General features: G+C 72.1%; 12 protein-coding genes. 6 read left to right on the top strand and 6 right to left on the bottom strand.

Annotated elements, in window-relative coordinates; all coding sequences use genetic code 11:
• Nucleotides 1–8 precede the first annotated feature (8 nt).
• Complete coding sequence (locus tag OG310_RS30585) at nucleotides 9–857, top strand: class II fructose-bisphosphate aldolase (protein WP_329459068.1); 849 nt, start codon at nucleotides 9–11, stop codon at nucleotides 855–857.
• A gap of 156 nt (nucleotides 858–1013) precedes the next feature.
• On the opposite strand, the gene gap is transcribed toward OG310_RS30585, so the two are convergent.
• The 3 genes from gap to OG310_RS30570 all read right to left on the bottom strand — a co-directional run bounded on the left by gap (nucleotide 1014) and on the right by OG310_RS30570 (nucleotide 3823).
• Nucleotides 1014–2012: a type I glyceraldehyde-3-phosphate dehydrogenase gene (gap, locus tag OG310_RS30580; protein WP_329459067.1), complete on the bottom strand. Its 999-nt coding sequence runs from the start codon at nucleotides 2010–2012 to the stop codon at nucleotides 1014–1016.
• Between the two features lie 105 nt (nucleotides 2013–2117).
• Complete coding sequence (locus tag OG310_RS30575; protein ID WP_329459066.1) at nucleotides 2118–3101, bottom strand: GlxA family transcriptional regulator; 984 nt, start codon at nucleotides 3099–3101, stop codon at nucleotides 2118–2120.
• A gap of 137 nt (nucleotides 3102–3238) precedes the next feature.
• Nucleotides 3239–3823 carry a TetR/AcrR family transcriptional regulator gene (locus OG310_RS30570; RefSeq protein WP_329459065.1) on the bottom strand — a complete coding sequence of 195 codons (585 nt, stop codon included), beginning with the start codon at nucleotides 3821–3823 and terminating at the stop codon, nucleotides 3239–3241.
• A gap of 430 nt (nucleotides 3824–4253) precedes the next feature.
• Here OG310_RS30570 and OG310_RS30565 point away from each other — a divergent pair, with 430 nt between their 5' ends.
• The 4 genes from OG310_RS30565 (at nucleotide 4254) to OG310_RS30550 (ending at nucleotide 12227) form a co-directional block, all read left to right on the top strand.
• Entirely contained in the window at nucleotides 4254–6113 is a 1860-nt protein-coding gene (locus OG310_RS30565) for a flavin-containing monooxygenase (protein ID WP_329459064.1), read from the top strand.
• 344 nt (nucleotides 6114–6457) lie between these two features.
• Nucleotides 6458–7369: a hypothetical protein gene (locus OG310_RS30560; RefSeq protein WP_329459063.1), complete on the top strand. Its 912-nt coding sequence runs from the start codon at nucleotides 6458–6460 to the stop codon at nucleotides 7367–7369.
• Nucleotides 7366–8118 (top strand): hypothetical protein, encoded by a 753-nt coding sequence (locus OG310_RS30555; protein WP_329459062.1) that lies wholly within the window; start codon nucleotides 7366–7368, stop codon nucleotides 8116–8118. The genes OG310_RS30560 and OG310_RS30555 overlap by 4 nt, the downstream gene beginning before the upstream one ends.
• A gap of 1487 nt (nucleotides 8119–9605) precedes the next feature.
• A complete protein-coding gene (locus tag OG310_RS30550) occupies nucleotides 9606–12227 on the top strand; it encodes a S8 family peptidase (RefSeq protein WP_329459061.1) in 2622 nt (873 codons plus the stop codon).
• A 105-nt stretch (nucleotides 12228–12332) separates the two neighbouring features.
• Here the strand turns inward: OG310_RS30550 and OG310_RS30545 are convergent, their stop codons facing one another.
• On the bottom strand, nucleotides 12333–13223 hold the full coding sequence (locus OG310_RS30545) for an NAD(P)-dependent oxidoreductase (protein ID WP_329459060.1): 891 nt from the start codon (nucleotides 13221–13223) through the stop codon (nucleotides 12333–12335).
• Between the two features lie 229 nt (nucleotides 13224–13452).
• Nucleotides 13453–14055 (bottom strand): TetR/AcrR family transcriptional regulator, encoded by a 603-nt coding sequence (locus OG310_RS30540; protein ID WP_329459059.1) that lies wholly within the window; start codon nucleotides 14053–14055, stop codon nucleotides 13453–13455.
• Nucleotides 14056–14165: 110 nt separating this feature from the next.
• Between OG310_RS30540 and OG310_RS30535 the strand changes: the two genes are divergently transcribed.
• Nucleotides 14166–15491: an MFS transporter gene (locus OG310_RS30535; RefSeq protein WP_329459058.1), complete on the top strand. Its 1326-nt coding sequence runs from the start codon at nucleotides 14166–14168 to the stop codon at nucleotides 15489–15491.
• 145 nt (nucleotides 15492–15636) lie between these two features.
• On the opposite strand, the gene OG310_RS30530 is transcribed toward OG310_RS30535, so the two are convergent.
• Nucleotides 15637–16002 carry an SgcJ/EcaC family oxidoreductase gene (locus tag OG310_RS30530; protein ID WP_329459057.1) on the bottom strand — a complete coding sequence of 122 codons (366 nt, stop codon included), beginning with the start codon at nucleotides 16000–16002 and terminating at the stop codon, nucleotides 15637–15639.
• Between the last annotated feature and the right edge of the window lie 173 nt (nucleotides 16003–16175).

The raw sequence follows: 16175 nt of genomic DNA, 5'->3' as shown, positions 1-16175 counted from the left end.
AACAACCGATGTCCTTGGTATCCACGCGAGAACTCGTCGCGGCGGCCGCCGCCGAACGGCGGGCCGTCGCGGCGTTCAACGTGATCACGCTGGAGTACGCCGAGGCGGTCACCGCGGGCGCCGCGGCAGCGGGCATCCCGGTGATCCTGCAGATCAGCGAGAACGCCGTACGGTTCCACGGCGGGCAGGTCGCGCCGATCGCGCGGGCCGCCGCCGAGGCCGCCCGCGCCGGCGGCGGCGACGTCGCACTGCACCTGGACCACGTCACGGACATCGAGCTGCTGCACAAGGCGGCCGACGCCGGGTTCTCCTCCGCGATGTTCGACGCGGGCGCCCAGCCGTACGCCGAGAACCTCGCCGCCACGTCCGCCGCGGCGCGCTGGGCGCACGGCGCCGGACTGTGGCTGGAGGCCGAACTCGGCTACGTGGGAGGCAAGCCGGGCGCCCCGGCCAGCGCGCACGCGGCCGGTGTGCGCACCGACCCCGAGGAGGCGGCACGCTACGTGGCCGACACCGGTGTCGACGCCCTGGCTGTCGCGGTCGGCAGCAGCCACGCCATGACGGAGCGCTCGGCGACGCTGGATCACGCGCTGATCGGGCGCCTGCGGGAGGCCGTGCCCGTACCCCTGGTCCTGCACGGTTCGTCCGGTGTCGCCGACGACGAACTGCGCCGGGCCGTCGCGGCCGGCATCGCCAAGGTCAACATCGGCACCGCGCTCGGCATCGCCTTCACCCGCGCGGTCCGCGACGCGCTGGCGGCCGATCCCGCCGCGAGCGACCCCCGGCGCTACCTGTCCCGCGGTGGCGAGGCCATCGCGGAGACCGTACGTCAGCTCGGCGCGGTCGTCAGCGGCTGATCCCGGACGGCAGGCCGGCGGCGGGCCCCCGTCGGGGCACCGGAACCGTCGGTTCCCGCGCCCCCGCCATCGCGCCGCCGTCGCCATGAGCGGCCCGGTCGTCCGCACGACCCGGCCGCTTCCGGCTGTCCAGAGCCGCCGGAGCGGCCCGGACGGTCAGCCGGCGGCGAGGAGCTGGAGCGTGTCGACCACGCGGTTCGAGAAGCCCCACTCGTTGTCGTACCAGGCGACCACCTTGACGTGGCGTCCGTCGACACGGGTGAGGGCCGAGTCGAAGATCGCCGAGGCCGGGTTGCCCGTGATGTCGGACGACACGAGCGGTTCCTCGGAGTACTCCAGGATGCCGGCGAGCGGCCCCTGGGCGGCGGCGCGGTACGCCTCCTGCACGTCCTCGCACGTCACGTCGCGGCTGACGGTGGTGTTGAGTTCGACGATCGAACCCACCGGGACCGGTACGCGGATCGAGTCGCCCGACAGCTTGCCCTCCAGGTTCGGCAGCACGTGGCCGATGGCCTTGGCGGCACCCGTCGTGGTCGGCACGATGTTGACCCCGGCGGCGCGGGCGCGGCGCGGGTCACGGTGCGGACCGTCCTGCAGGTTCTGCTCCTGCGTGTAGGCGTGCACCGTCGTCATGAAGCCGTGCTCGATGCCGGCGAACCGGTCGAGCACCGAGGCCAGCGGCGCGAGCGCGTTCGTCGTGCACGACGCGTTCGAGACGATGGTGTGCACCGCCGGGTCGTACGCGTCGGTGTTCACGCCGAAAGCGAGTGTCACGTCGGCGCCGTCCGACGGGGCGCTGACGAGGACCTTCCGCGCGCCCGCGTCGAGGTGTGCGCGGGCGGCCTTGGCCGACGTGAAGCGGCCGGTCGCCTCAAGCACGAGGTCCACGTTGAGCTCGGCCCACGGCAGTTGGGCCGGTTCGCGCTCGGCGAGCACCTTGATGCGGTGTGTTCCGACGACGAGGGTGTCCCCGTCGACGGTCACCGGCCGGCCGAGCCGGCCGGCCGTCGAGTCGTAGGCGAGCAGACGCGCGAGGGCGGTGGGTTCCGTGAGGTCGTTGACGGCGACGACCTGGAGGTCGCTGTCGCGCTCCAGAAGCGCGCGCAGCACATTGCGTCCGATGCGACCGAAGCCGTTGATGGCGATGCGAGTCATGAGTGTGTCCCTTCCGTTCACTGTCCATGCTCGCGCGCACTCTCCCTCGGGGACAGCGGTGTGAGCGCCACGGTTCGAAAGGATCTCGCCCGGCGAGCGCGCGGGCTACTCGCCGCTGGCGAACGTGCGCCGGTACTCGCTCGGCGTGGTGCCGAGGATCCGCTGGAAGTGCAGCCGCAGGTTCGCACCCGTGCCGAGGCCGACGTCCCCGGCGATCTGCTCGACGCTGCGGCCCGAACGCTCCAGCAGTTCACGGGCCACGTCGATACGCGCGCGCATCACCCACTGCATCGGCGTGTACCCGGTGTCCTCGACGAAGCGCCGTGAGAACGTGCGCGGCGCCACCGCCGCGTGCCGGGCCAGCAGCTGGAGGCTCAGGGGCTCGCCGAGCCGGTGCAGCGCCCACTCGCGGGTGCCGGCGAACCGCTCACCGAGTTGTTCCGGCACGCTGCGCGGCACGTACTGCGCCTGACCGCCACTGCGGTAGGGAGCGGCCACCAGGCGCCGGGCCGCGTGGTTCGACGCGGCCACCCCGAGGTCGCCGCGCAGGATGTGCAGGCACAGGTCGATTCCGGACGCGGCGCCGGCCGACGTCAGCACACTGCCCTCGTCGACGAAGAGGACGTTCTCGTCGACCTTGACGAGCGGATGCTTCGCCGCGAGCGCCCGCGTGTAGTGCCAGTGCGTCGTGGCGCGCTTGCCGTCGAGCAGCCCGGTGGCGGCGAGCGCGAAGGCGCCGGTCGAGATGGCGGCGAGCCGGGCGCCCCCGGCGTGGGCCGCGATCAGCGCGTCGGTGACGGCCGTGGGCGGATCGTCGCGGTCCGGGTGGCGGTAGCCGGGGATGAAGACGATGTCGGCCCATCCGAGCGCGTCGAGTCCGTGGGCGACGTGGTACGACAGGCCGTCACCGCCGGTCACGAGACCGGGTGCCGCGCCGCAGACCCGCACCTCGTACGGCATGCTCGCGCGCGTCGTGAACACCTGTGCGGGGATGCCGACATCGAGCGGCTTCGCGCCCTCAAGCACGAGTACGGCGACACGGTGCGGGCGGGAGGCTGACACGGGGGAACACGCTACACGGGGCGGCATCCCGCTCCGCCGAACGCGCCGCCCGCTCGGCCTGGCACGCGCGGGGTGGGCCGGGGCCGTCGCAGGGTTTCCAGGTCCCCGCCACCGCGGCTTCTCGGACCTGCCGCCCCCCGCCGCGACCCGAACGATTCGGCCCCTCAGCGAAAGCCCTCACGCGTGATGGCGAGGGCCTGGCGGACGAGGTCCACCATGTTCTGCTCGGCGCCGTTCTCCAGGGCCGCCTGCCCCACGACGCGCAGGCACGCGAGGAAGGTCGCGGCGAGGACCCAGGCGCGCAGCGGGTTGTCCGGCTCCGCGGGCAGGCGCCGCTCGATGACGGCGGCGAGTTCCTGTTCGCCGGCCGCGTAGGTGGCGACCAGCTCGGGGAGCAGTGCGGGGTGGAGGCGCAGGGCCCGGTAGGACTGCTCCAGCGAAGGCTCGGCGTCGTACTCGGCCGAGTAGGCCTCCGCCGCCCCGATGAGCGCGGTCATCAGGCTCTCCTGCTCGGGGCGGGCACGGAGGAGTTCGACGAGGCGGACCGTGCGTGACCTGTCGCCGTGCAGCAGTGCCTGCTCCTTGCTGGCGAAGTAGTTGGAGAAGGTGCGCCGGGACACGGTGGCGGCGTCGGCGATGGCCTCGACCGTGAGGTTCTCGACGCCGTGCCGCATCGCCAGGTCCACGGCGGCGGCGTGCAGCGCCTGGCGGGTCGCCGCCTTCTTGCGTTCGCGCAGGCCGGTTGTCATCGCGGGTGAGCATACGCGAGAACGGGATATTTGCCCATTGCGCAAACTTGCACGGTGGGAATCATTCTGTGAGGCTGGCTCCGCACGCCGCCGGACACTCCGGCAGGCGCACGGGTTCCGTGAGCAGGCCGGCATGGAGGCGCGATGGACACCGGGGTCGGACAGAGGGTGACCGGCCCCCATGCCCGGGCCGGCGGCAGGCCCTCGCAGCGCGGCGACACCTCCGGCCGCGGACGTCCTCCACCGGTCTCCACCGGTCTCCACCGGTCTCCACCGGGGATCTCCGGCACGGCCGCCGCGTCGCCAGGGTGCGCCGGCGGCACCGCCGCCGGCACCGCCGGCGCACGGCACGGCGGAGCGACCAACGCCCCGGTCCCCAGCCCACGGCACGGCACCCGGCCACCGTTCTTCGCAGAGGAAGAGGACACCCATGTCCGCCCCCCACGCTTCGTCCCCCGACTCCCCGCGCCCGGGCCTGGGCCCGGACCCGGTTCCGCGGGATCCGCACTACCCGGACCTCGACCCGGAGGCTCTGCGCGCCCGCTACCGCGCGGAGCGCGACCGCCGGATCCGCCCGGAGGGAAGTGGCCAGTACCGGCGCACGGAGGGGGAGTTCGGCTACTACGCCGACGACCCGTACGCGGAGCGGACGGCACCGCGGGAACCACTGGACGACCGCGTCGACGTGGTGGTCGTCGGCGGCGGCTTCGGCGGTCTGCTCGCCGGAGCGCGGCTGCGCCAGGCCGGTGTGGAGTCGATCCGGGTGATCGACAAGGCGAGCGACTTCGGCGGGACCTGGTACTGGAACCGGTACCCGGGGATCCACTGCGACATCGAGTCGTACATCTACATGCCCCTGCTGGAGGAGGTCGGTTACCTCCCGAAGTGGAAGTACGCGCCGGGCGAGGAGATACGGCAGCACGCCCGCGCCATCGGACACCACTTCGGCCTCTACCGCGACGCCTGCTTCCAGACCCGGGTGACGGAACTGCGGTGGGACGACGAGGCGTGGGAATGGCTCGTCGCCACGGACCGGGGAGACCGCATTCGCGCACGCCATGTGGTCATCTCCAGTGGGACCCTGAGTCAGGCCAAACTCCCCGGCATCCCCGGGATCGAGACCTTCACGGGTCACACGTTCCACACCAGCCGCTGGGACTACGCGTACACCGGCGGCAGTGCGGACGGGGACCTCCGCGGGCTCACCGGCAAGCGGGTGGCGCTCGTCGGAACCGGTGCGACAGCGATCCAGTGTGTCCCGCACCTCGGCGCGGACGCCGGGCACCTCTACGTCTTCCAGCGGACCCCGTCCTCGGTCGACGTGCGCGGCAACCACCCGACCGACCCCGCGCTCGCCGCGTCGCTGACCCCCGGCTGGCAGCGGCGTCGCCGGGACAACTTCCTCAGGCTCGTCACCGGCGGCCGGGTGGACGAGGACCTGGTGTCCGACGGCTGGACCAGCACCGCACGGCTGCAGCAGAAGCTCGTCCCGAGCGACGCGTACACGGACGTGCCGCGGGAGGAGCGCGAACGCCTCTACGAACTCGCCGACTTCCAGAAGATGAACGAGATCCGCTCCCGCGTCGAGAGCGTCGTCGAGGACCCGGCGACGGCCGCGGCACTCACACCGTGGTACCGCTACATGTGCAAGCGGCCGACGTTCAGCGACTCCTATCTCCAGACGTTCAACCGGCCCAACGTGAGCCTCGTCGACACGGCCGACAGCCACGGCGTCGAGCGGATCACCGAGGACTCCGTCGTCGTCGGAGGCACCGAGTACCCGGTCGACTGCATCATCTTCGCGACCGGTTTCGAGGTCGGTGTGTCGGGGATCCTCTCGGGGCGGCTGCCCGTGTACGGCCGGGACGGCGTGAGCCTCGCCGAGGCGTGGCGCGACGGGCCAAAGACCCTGCACGGCTTCTACAGCCACGGCTTTCCGAACCTCTTCCAGCTCGGCCCGCTGCAGAACGCCAGCGCCGTCAACTACGTGCACATCCTCGACGAACAGGCCGTCCACGTCGCCGAGGTCGTCCGGGAGGCCCGTAAGCGCGGGGCCCGTTACGTAGAACCGACCGAGGCTGCCGAGTCCGCCTGGGTGGCCGCGATCCGCGCGAAGGCGCCGGACCTGTACGCCTTCCAGGCCGAGTGCACTCCCGGCTACTACAACAACGAGGGCCGGCCCAGGGAGCGGCGGGAGTCCTTCAGCGACGGCCCGGTCGCCTTCCACGCCCTGCTCGAACGCTGGCGCGAGGACGGGGGCATGAGCGAGGTGGTGATCGGCGCCGAGTGACGCGCGGGACGGGCCGCTGAGTGCGCGGGCTTCTCCCCCCTTCCACGGTCCGTCGCGTGCCGTGGAAGGGGCACCGGGAGGGACGGCGTCGCCGAGCCGGCAGCCGCGGGGCGCCGGGCCACCGCGCCACGAGCCGGGTCACACCGGCCGTCCTCCGAACGGAGGGCACTGCCGGTGGCGCGTTCCGGGAGTGAACCGTCGACGATCGCGTCCCACCGGCCCCCGCGGCGCGCCGGGCCCGGCCGCAACGGCCCGGCGAGGCGCGCGGCGCACCCACCGGCTGCCCGTACCGGCCCCCACCGGCGCGGGAAGCGCGTGACTGCCTCCCGTGCTGTACTGGCCGGGTGGACCGAAAGCACCCCTTCGCGTTCAAGGCGCACGCCGGGCCGCCCGGCGGGACACCTGCCGGTGCCGCGCGCGCCCGGCGGGCCGACACGGTACGCACCCGGGTCCGCCTCATGATCGAGATCACGGCCCGCGCCGGTGCGTACCGGAAGGGGCTGCTGGAGGCCGCCGAGCGCCTCAGCCCCGAGGAAGCCGTCATCATCGCCGACCTGGAGCGCAACGGCCTGCAGGTGCCGCAACTGCACGACGTGCTGTGCGGGGGCCACGTACTGGTCGACGATCCCCGGCTGTACGAGGAGTGGCGGTTCGCCAAGGTCAGCCACCCCCGTATCTCCAGCCACCACCACGACATCGACAAGAGCGTCTATCCCGACATCGGGATGCGCGGCCATGTCGTACGGGAGAAACTGCACGGCCGCACGGCACAGGGCACGTGGGTGCAACTGGAGAAGACACCGGCCGCCTTCGGCCAGAGCAAGCTGCCCAGTGTGAGCGATTTCCGCCACCTCATGGACTACGTGGTGTACCGCGTCACCCGCAGCAACGTCGGCCCCTGGGGCCTGTCCCGGATGACGGAACGGCGCCCGATGTACCTGTCCCCCAACCTCGCCCTGCCCACGTCCCTGACCCCGCCGGTCGCCCGGGCACTGGCCCAGGCGCTGCACCGGATCGAGAAGGACGACGACGTCACGTCCATGTCCCAGGATCTGGCGGCCCGCTTCCCGCCCCCGGAACGGGCGGACCTGACAAGTGAGCTGGGCGAGACGCTGCCCGGCAGGTCCGGCCGGGGCCTGTTCGGCAACTCCGAGGTGTGGATCACGGAAACACCGTCGAGCGGCGCCGCCGCGGTGCTGCGTGAACACCACCGGCCGCCCGAAGTGGACATCCTGCGGAAGGGAGGCTCACCATGAGCGACGATCATCCCGACACCCCGGCGCCGACGGGCGCCGGCGAGGCAGCCGTGCCCGAAGGGCTGGTCTCGGCCGTGGTGAACCTGGTGAACACCGGACCGGTACTGCTCGGCGCGTACACCATCGCCGAACTCACCGCTGTGGACGCCGTGGTGGACTTCCTGGAGGCCCGGCCGTCGGACGAGGTGCTGGCCGAGGCGGTCCGTTCGCTGACAGCACGTCAGCTTCTGGTGGCGGGCTCCACTGCCGACCAGGTCCAGGTACGGGGGGACCTGGGCATCGCGGTGGCGTTCCAGCAGCGGGCGAGGAGTGTGCTCGACGCCCGCATCACGGGTTCGGGTCCCGGAGAGCCGTGGCGGATCCTGCTGCTCCCCCAGCCCGAACACATCTGCCTGATGATCCGCATCGACGCACTCGGCGTCCACCAGATCGGGCTGTACAAGCTCGACGACGGCCTCGACATGCTCATCGACTGGCTGCCCCGCGGTACGGCGTCGGACCCCGATCCGGCGCTGGACATCGACGCCGTGCTCGGTGTCTCCGACCGCTCCGCGCTGGTCACCGTCACCCGGTACACCGCGCAGGGATCGGCCGAGATCGCCGGTGAGAGTACCGACCTGGTGCTCGCCCGCCACGACGGCCGGCTCCACGTACTCACCCGGAAGCCGGACGACCGCGCGCAGTTGGTGTCGAGCCGCGCGGAGGGCAAGGACGGCGTCCACGAACGGCTCGTCGGGCTGCTGGCGTAGGACGTCTCCGCGACCGACCGCCGCTCCGGTGACGCATACGGAGCGGCGACGCGAGCGGTGAACGCGAAGCGGGGCCCGGACGAGGTCCGTATCCGAAGGGCCCGGGGCGGCGCCGTCCCCACGGGCCGGAGTCCCGGGAGTGAACCCGGTTCTCGGCACGCCACCGCGTCCGGACCTGCCGGGCGCGTCGCGCAGTCCGCCTTACGCGATCCCGGTGGGGCGCGTCACCGGACACGTTCGCCTCGACCAGGGACTTCTGCAGGCGAACGATCTCCGCGGCATCGACGCCGAGACCCACGGCTCCGGAGGCGACGCAGTACCGGCCGGGGATGCCGCGTTCGTCATCGGGGCCGGCATGGCCGGCGAAGTGATGGCGCCGCTCCAGGAGCTCCAGCAGGCACGCACCGGCAGTCTGCACCCACGTGTCCGCCGCCCTGGGCGGCATCCCCGCCGATCGCCACGACGCAGTCCGTGAAACACGGCACGTCGGGCTGGAGACCGGTGTCCGGCAGGGCGATCAGGTCGTAGTGGCGGGGCCCGCCGTGCAGGGGCGGCATCACACCGATCGCCCACCCGTCGGGGCTGCTCAGGGAGTTGCCCTTGAGCTCGGTCCCTCGCGCCACGCCCGGCGCGTACCTCTCCAGGGCGGCCCTGACCGAGGAGAGGAATTCCAGGTCGGGAAGGCGTTCGGGCGAGGGCTCGGCGGCAAGCGCACGGCGACGTATCCACGGCGTGGGAGGGATCTTGGAAGGTGGTCGTGTTCCCGGGGCGCGGGAGGGTCCGGCGATCGGCCGCGGATCATCGCACGGGGAGCTCATCGCACGGGGCACGGGGGCTCATCGCGCGAAGCGCCCGCTCCGGGAGCCGGCTCCCTCCGCCATTCCGTACGGACCGGTGCCTTGAACTGTTGACGGGGCGTCGAAGAAGTCGGCATGACATCGCGCTCCCTGGTGTGAGGGGGCACCGCATTTCCGCATTCGCTTTCACGTGACGGACGGTGCCGGCATTTACCCGCGGCACCCACGGCACCCGCACCGCTTTCGTCGCACACATCGCTTTCATCGCACGCGTCGCCTTCATCGCACACACCGCTTTCGTCGCACGCGTAGCCTTACGTCTCACACGCCCCATGGATATCAACGCCCGCCACTCGGCGTCGGGTGGCGGCGGGCCGGGGTCGTCGGGGCCACGCGCATCGACGTCAACAGGGCGCTGACGAGCGCGATTTGACATGACCGACACCCGGCCGCAACACGTCCCGGCCCTCATCCGCCGCCGCGCCCCGCTGCCGTTCGCAAAGCCTCATCCATGATCCTGAGACGGCCGTGGCCCTCGTTGGTCGACGGATGGTATTACTTTCGTTTGATTGTGTTTGCCGCATGTGAAAAGAGTTGACTTCCGTGCCGTATGCACCCGGGACATACATACCCGGACGAAGGTAGGGTTCTGTGAATCGAGCTCTTTCAGCTACTCTGGCAACGGCGTTCGTGGCCGGCATATCCCTCTCCGCCATGGGAACCGGTGGCGCCTTTGCCGCGCCCCTCGCTCCGGCGGTGGACGGCGCCGGCGCGGGCGGGCCGGTCATCGTGATACTGGCCGACCAGCACGCCAACCTCACGTTGAAGGCCCAGGGCGCTTCCCGCACCTCGGCCACCCGCTCCGACCAGCGGTCGATCGTGTCCGACATCAAGGCCAACGGCGGTACGGGCGTACGCCAGTTGGTGAGCGTCAACGCCGTCGCTGCCCACCTGTCCGCCGCGGAGGTCGCCCGGCTGCGCGCCAACCCCGCCGTCACCGAGGTCCTCCCCGACGCGTCGATCACCGTCGACCCCGGGTCGAGTACGGCGCGTGCCAAGCCGGCCAAGCTGAACCCGGCACTGTGCCCCGCCAATCCCAAGAAGCCGTTCACCGAGCCCGAGGCTCTCTCGGTCGTGCACGCCTCGTCCGACGACCCGAAGGACAGGTCCGAAGGCAACGACATCGCGACCGGCAAGGGCGTGATCGTCGCCAACGACGGCATCAACGACCTCGCGGGCAACCCGAACTTCATCCGCAAGGACGGCACGCCCGTCGTGCTGAACGCACCGGACCCGGCCGCCGACGACAGCGACGGCGAATACTACGGTGACGCCTCGTCGATCGCCGGACAGGGCACGGTCGTCTACGACTACTCCAAGGAACTCCCCTTCTCCGGTCTGCCGAAGGGCTGCACCTTCACGATCAAGGGTGTCGCCCCGGACGCCTCGCTGGTCGACACCTCGGTCATCGACACCCCGCCCAGCGGCGCCGACGGCGCCGTGGAGCAGCCGGAGTCCGCGGTCATCGCGGGCATCGACCACGCCGTCGTGACCGAGCACGCCGACATCATCTCCGAGTCCTACGGCTTCACCCCGCGCCCCGGCCGGTACGCGGCCTTCTACGCGGCGAACGACGCCGCCATCGCGGCGGGCGTGACCGTCGTCGTCTCCTCCGGCGACAGCGGGGACTCCGGCACGGTCTCCTCACCGGCCACCGACCCGCTGGCCATCGCCGTCGGCGCGACGAACACGCTGCGCCTCAACGCGCAGGCCACCGGCTTCACCAAGTGGACGAACAACGACATCACCCCGCTGTCCTCCGGCGGCACGGCGCCCAACAACCGCGTCGTCGACCTCGCCGCGCCCGGTTACGGCGGTGAGGCGGCGTGCAATCCGAACGGCAGTGACTGCCCGACGAACACGCAGACCGAGGCCTTCGGCGGCACGAGCCAGTCGTGTCCGATCGTGGCCGGCGCCGCGGCGGACGTCATCCAGGCATACGCCGACACGCACCACGGCGCCAAGCCCGCCCCGGCCCTGGTCAAGCAGATCCTCACCAGCACCGCGACCGACATCGGCGCGCCGTCCGACCAGCAGGGATCCGGTCTGCTCAACGTCGACGCGGCCGTCAAGGCCGCCCAGCAGGAGCCCGGCACCACGCTCTCCCACCAGGGCAAGCAGGCCGGCTCCGAGGGCCTTGTCGTCAGCTCGCCGACGCAGCTGGACATCACCCACAACGCGGGCGTGAGCGCCCAGTCGGTGACGCTGTTCAACACCAGCGGCAAGGACACCGAGGTCAACGCCGCCTACCGCTCGCTGAGCCGCGCACAGCAGATCGGCAGGACCGTCACCGAGCCCGTCAGCGCTCCGGACCCGGCTCTGCCCGTCCCGGCCCAGGGCGCCCAGGCGGCCAAGCCGATCACGTTCGAGGTGCCCAAGGGCCTGGACCGGCTCGACGCCGACATGATCATCCCGGACCCGACCAACTCCACCGTCCTGGCGTACACCTTGATCGACCCCAAGGGCCGTCTGACCCAGATCTCGTACGACTACGGCACGGCGTCGACCAGGGCGGGCCGGCTGGGCACGGTGTCCAACATCCAGCACGTGGAGGTCACCGCACCGGTGGCGGGCAAGTGGCGGGCCGAGATCCGTTGGGCGAACGGCCGCGCCCACCTGCAGGAGCCGCCGATCGTGCCGGGCACGTACACCGGCACCGTCTCGTTCCGGACCACGGGTCAGCACTACGTGACCGCCCCGGCGGCGCACCGGGTGCGGATCAAGGCGCACTCCAGTGCCACCGTCCCGCTGCGGGTGAGCCTGCCGACGGCGCCCGGTGACCACCCGGAGTCGGTGCAGTTCGTCGCCGACAACGGTGCCCGGACGTCCGTTCCGGTCGCCCGCCGGACGCTGATCCCCTCGGCGGGGGGCGCGTTCGACACGACGATCACCAGTACGGTGGGACGTCAGGTCGGCCAGATCAGCACGTACAACCTGGACGTGCCGGCCGGCAAGACGGACCTGGACGTCAGCTTCAGGACGCCGGACGCGAGCGCGGACAACCCGATGACGTTCTGGCTGCTCGACCCGAACGGCACGGTCGTGCAGCAGGTGGCAGCGGCAGCGACCACCGACGCGTCGGGCCACACGACCGCGACCGCGAACCTGGTCGCACCGACCCCGGCCGCGGGCCGGTGGGAGATCGATGTGGAGCTCAACCTGACGACCAGCGGGAAGGAGTTCACCCAGGTGGTCAAGGGCGTCGCGGGCTACGACCACGCGCCGGCCGCGGCCTCTGGCCCCCAGGGGTGACCGTCCGACAGCGGTGACACACCGGTCGGTTCCGGTCCGGTGCGGTGCCCGGGAAGCCTCGGCCTCCCGGGCACCGCGACGACCGCAGGGCCCACTCACCGGTACTCAGGCCCGCAGGGTGATGCCCGCCGCTTCCTCCAGCAGGGCCACGGCCAGGAGTTCGCCGTCCACGGGCCCGAAGCGCTCCAGGGCCCGCCGGTGCAGACGCAGAACCGCGTCGGCCAACTCGTGCGGTGTGCCGAGGTCGCGGGCCGCGTCGGTGACGGCCTCCAGTTGGTCGTGTATGCGGCCGAGCCCGTACGAACGCAGGTAGTCCCCGGCGAAGAGCGACGACAGGTCCCGGCGGATGAAGTCACTGCCCGCCGCGCTGCCGGCCAGGGCGTCGCGCAGCACCCCCGGATCGATGCCCGCCCTGCTCCCCAGCAAAAGCGCCTCGGCGCTCGCCGCGGCCTGGCCGAACCAGAGCAGGTTGACGAGGAGTTTCGCCAGGTAGCCGGTGCCAGGACCGCCGAGGTGGCTGATCCGGTCCCGGGTCGTCACGGACTCCAGCAACGGCAGGCACCGGTCCCGCACTTCGGCGTCACCGCCCACGAACAGGCGGAGCAGGCCGTGCTCGGCGTCGGCGGGGCCGCCGCCCATGGGCGCCTCAAGGACATCGACACCGTGCGCGAGGGCCCGGGCGCGCGGCACGGCAGCCGCCTCAGGCGTGTTGCTCGTCATGTCGATCCACACCGCCCCGGCGGCCAGGGCCGCGAACACGGCGTCGGTGAGGGCCTCCCCGGCATCGGCCGGTCCGGGGAGCACCGTGATCAGTACGTCCGCGCCCGCCGCGGCCTCGGCCGCGGACAGCGCCCAGTCGGCGCCCGAGGCGCGGACGGCCTCCTGCCGTTCGGGGCGCAGATCGAAGGCGGTCACGCGGTGACCGGCGCGTACGAAGCGTCCGCACAGGGGAGTTCCCATGCGGCCGATTCCGACCAGGGCGATATGTGAGGGCATGGGTTCCCCGTCAGGGCAGTCGTGACGTCGGTGGTTCGTGTCCGGAGCTCCCGGGCCCGTCGCCGTCCTGCCACCGGGGCACACGCCAGGCCACGCGAACGCGTCCCGTCATGTTACGGCCGCCGTCGTGCCCGCCTCCGCGACGGGGCTCCCCGCCGGACGCGGCACGGGCGTGATGTTCCCCGCTTCCCCGCGCCGGCCGTACGCGAACCGCGCGACGACGCGGCTCTCAGGCCAGGTTGCCGACGAGCGAAGCGGCCCACGCGGGTGTGCCCGGGGTCTCGGTGAACAGCGCGCGGTAGTACAGGGGGGCGAGCAGGATGTCCGACGCGTGCTCCGCGTCCGGCGCTTCCCCACCGCGCTCGCGCTCCCGGTCGAGGATGGCCTGCAGCTGGTCCATCCGGTCGCCCCGGCACACGCAGCCGCCCGACTCCCCCGAGCCGATGGTGGCGCGCATCAGCGTCAGGACGTCCGGGTCGGCGAGGTCGGTGGCCACGTCGGAGGCCCACTGCCGTAGGTCGTCGCGCAGGTTCCCGGTGTCGGGGACGACGATCTCGCCGTTCGCGCCACTGAACCTGCTGGAGGCCACATCGCCCAGCAGGTCGGCCACGGACCCCCACCGCCGGTACAGCGTGGTGGCGTGCACGCCGGCGCGCGCGGCCACCAGGGGGATGGTCAGCGGCTCTCCGCCCTCGTCGGCGAGGAGTTCCACCACCGCGGCGTGCACGGACGCGCGCACCCGTGCCGATCTGCCACCGGGGCGCCGTCCGGCCATGGCGTCCGGGGGGACAGCCGTACCCGTCCCACCGGTAACGGTCGTATCACTGGACATGACCCCATGTTCGCACAGATCACTGCGATAAACTAACGCAGCCGTCTGTGCTTTAGTGTAGGCTCCCCGTAAACGCACAGACCTCAGCTTTAAGAATCCTGGGAGAACCCTTGTCCACGAGCCCGCCGACCTCCGGGCCGGAGCAGACGCACACGCGCCGCCACACCGTCTTCTTCGGCGTCACCAGCGCCGTGGTCGCCCTCTTCATGGCCGCCTCCAGCGCGCCCTCCCCGCTGTACGTCGTCTACCAGCACATGTGGGGCTTCTCCCCCACGATCCTCACCGTCATCTTCGCCATCTACGTCCTCGGGCTCCTGGGCTCCCTGCTGGTCGTGGGCCGCCTCTCCGACCATGTCGGACGCCGTCCGGTCCTCGCCGGGGCGATCCTTCTGGAGGGCCTCTCCCTCGTCCTGTTCCTGCTCGCCGGCGACACCGCCTCCCTGTCCGTGGCACGACTCCTCCAGGGCATCGCGACCGGAGCCGCGATCTCGGTCCTCGGCGCCGCGCTCGTCGACCTCGCACCGCCGCACGCCAAGCACCGGGCGGGCGCCGTCAACTCCGTGGCCCCGACCGGCGGACTCGCCCTCGGCGCGGTCGGCTGCGGAGCCCTCGTGCAGTTCGGCCCCGCCCCCACGCACCTCGTCTACGTCGTCCTGCTCGCCGGCATGGCCGTCTCCGGACTGGCCGTCCTGCTCATGCCCGAGACCGTGGCCCGCAGGCACGGCGCACTGGGATCGCTCACCCCCAAGGCCAAGATCCCGGGGCACCTGCGCGCCGACCTCGCGCCCGTCATACCCGTCCTCATCGCCGGCTGGGCCCTCGGCGGCCTCTACTTCTCCCTCGGCCCCTCGGTCGCGGCGGGCGTGTTCGGCCTGAGCAACCATCTCATCGGCGGCATCGTGATCGCCCTGCTCTGCGGCGTCGCCGCGATCACCTCGTTCCTGCTGCGGCCCGTACCGGCACCGCGCCTCCTCCTGCCCGCCGCGACAGCCCTCGGCATCGGCACGATCCTGACGCTCGCCGGGGTCCACAGCGGACACGTGGCCTTCGCCTTCGCCGGCACCGTCGTCGCCGGCGCCGGATTCGGCGCCGGTGCGCTCGCCGGGTTCGGCACGGTCGCCCGTATCGCCATGCCGCACGAGCGCAGCGCCCTCATCGCCGTCGTCTACGTCATCTCGTACCTGGCCTTCAGCATCCCCGCCGTCGTCGCGGGCTTCGCCGACACCCACTACGGACTGCGGCCGACGACGGAGGTGTACACGCTCGTCGTGCTGGGCCTGACCGTGCTCGCCCTCGTCCTGCGCGTCGCCATCGCACGGTCGAAGCCCCCGATCCCGGCGCCCGTTGCCACGAGCGTGCCGCAAGGGACGCAAGAGACGGAAGAGACGTCAGCGTCGGGCGGACGCGGGACCACTCAATCCGTACGCGCCTCGTGACACCGGCCGCCGGGGCGGGCCGTGCGGGATGCCCGTACGCCCGCCCGGGCCGGGAACGGACAGCCCCGTCGGGGCCCCCTTGCCCCCCACCGGCGGCAGACGGGGCCGGGCCGGGCCAGTGACGCCGGCCCGCCCCCGGCGCGGGTCAGTCCTCGGCGCCGGTCCGGGACACGTGGTACTGGCGGATCCGCCACGAGCCCGCTTCCCGCCGGAGTACGAGGGACAGGTGGACGGACGCCCGCCAGCCTGCGGGATCCCGGAAGACGACGTCGGCGAATCCTCCAACGGTCTCCTCACCGATGGTGTAGGCGGCCAGCACGGTGACGTCGGCGGCACGGTCGTCCGGAACGGCGGCGTAGTACGCGCGTACCGCGTCCCTGCCCACCTTGACGTCGGGGTCGAAGCCCTGGAACAGGGCGTCCGGGGTGAACAGATCGGCCATGTCGTCGATCCGGTGGCCGTCGAAGGCGGCCTTCCAGTCCGCCAGGACGTCGTGCATCGGATTGCTCATCGCGGGGTCCTTCTGCGTCGTGAAGTGATGCGGCCGCGCGTGGGCGGTGCGGCCGTGCCGTGCGTCGGCCGGTCAGCGGGCGGGCGGCCGCGGAACCACGCCCGGCGGCACGCTCCGGCGGCCCGCCCGGGCCGTGCGTGCCGCCGATGCCCGTCCTCCCCGGATGCCGCACC

It is taken from the genome of Streptomyces sp. NBC_01497, from assembly GCF_036250695.1.
GTDB lineage: Bacteria > Actinomycetota > Actinomycetes > Streptomycetales > Streptomycetaceae > Streptomyces.
Note: the sequence above shows the minus strand (reverse complement) of the source record. Positions and strands in the feature narration are given on the sequence as shown.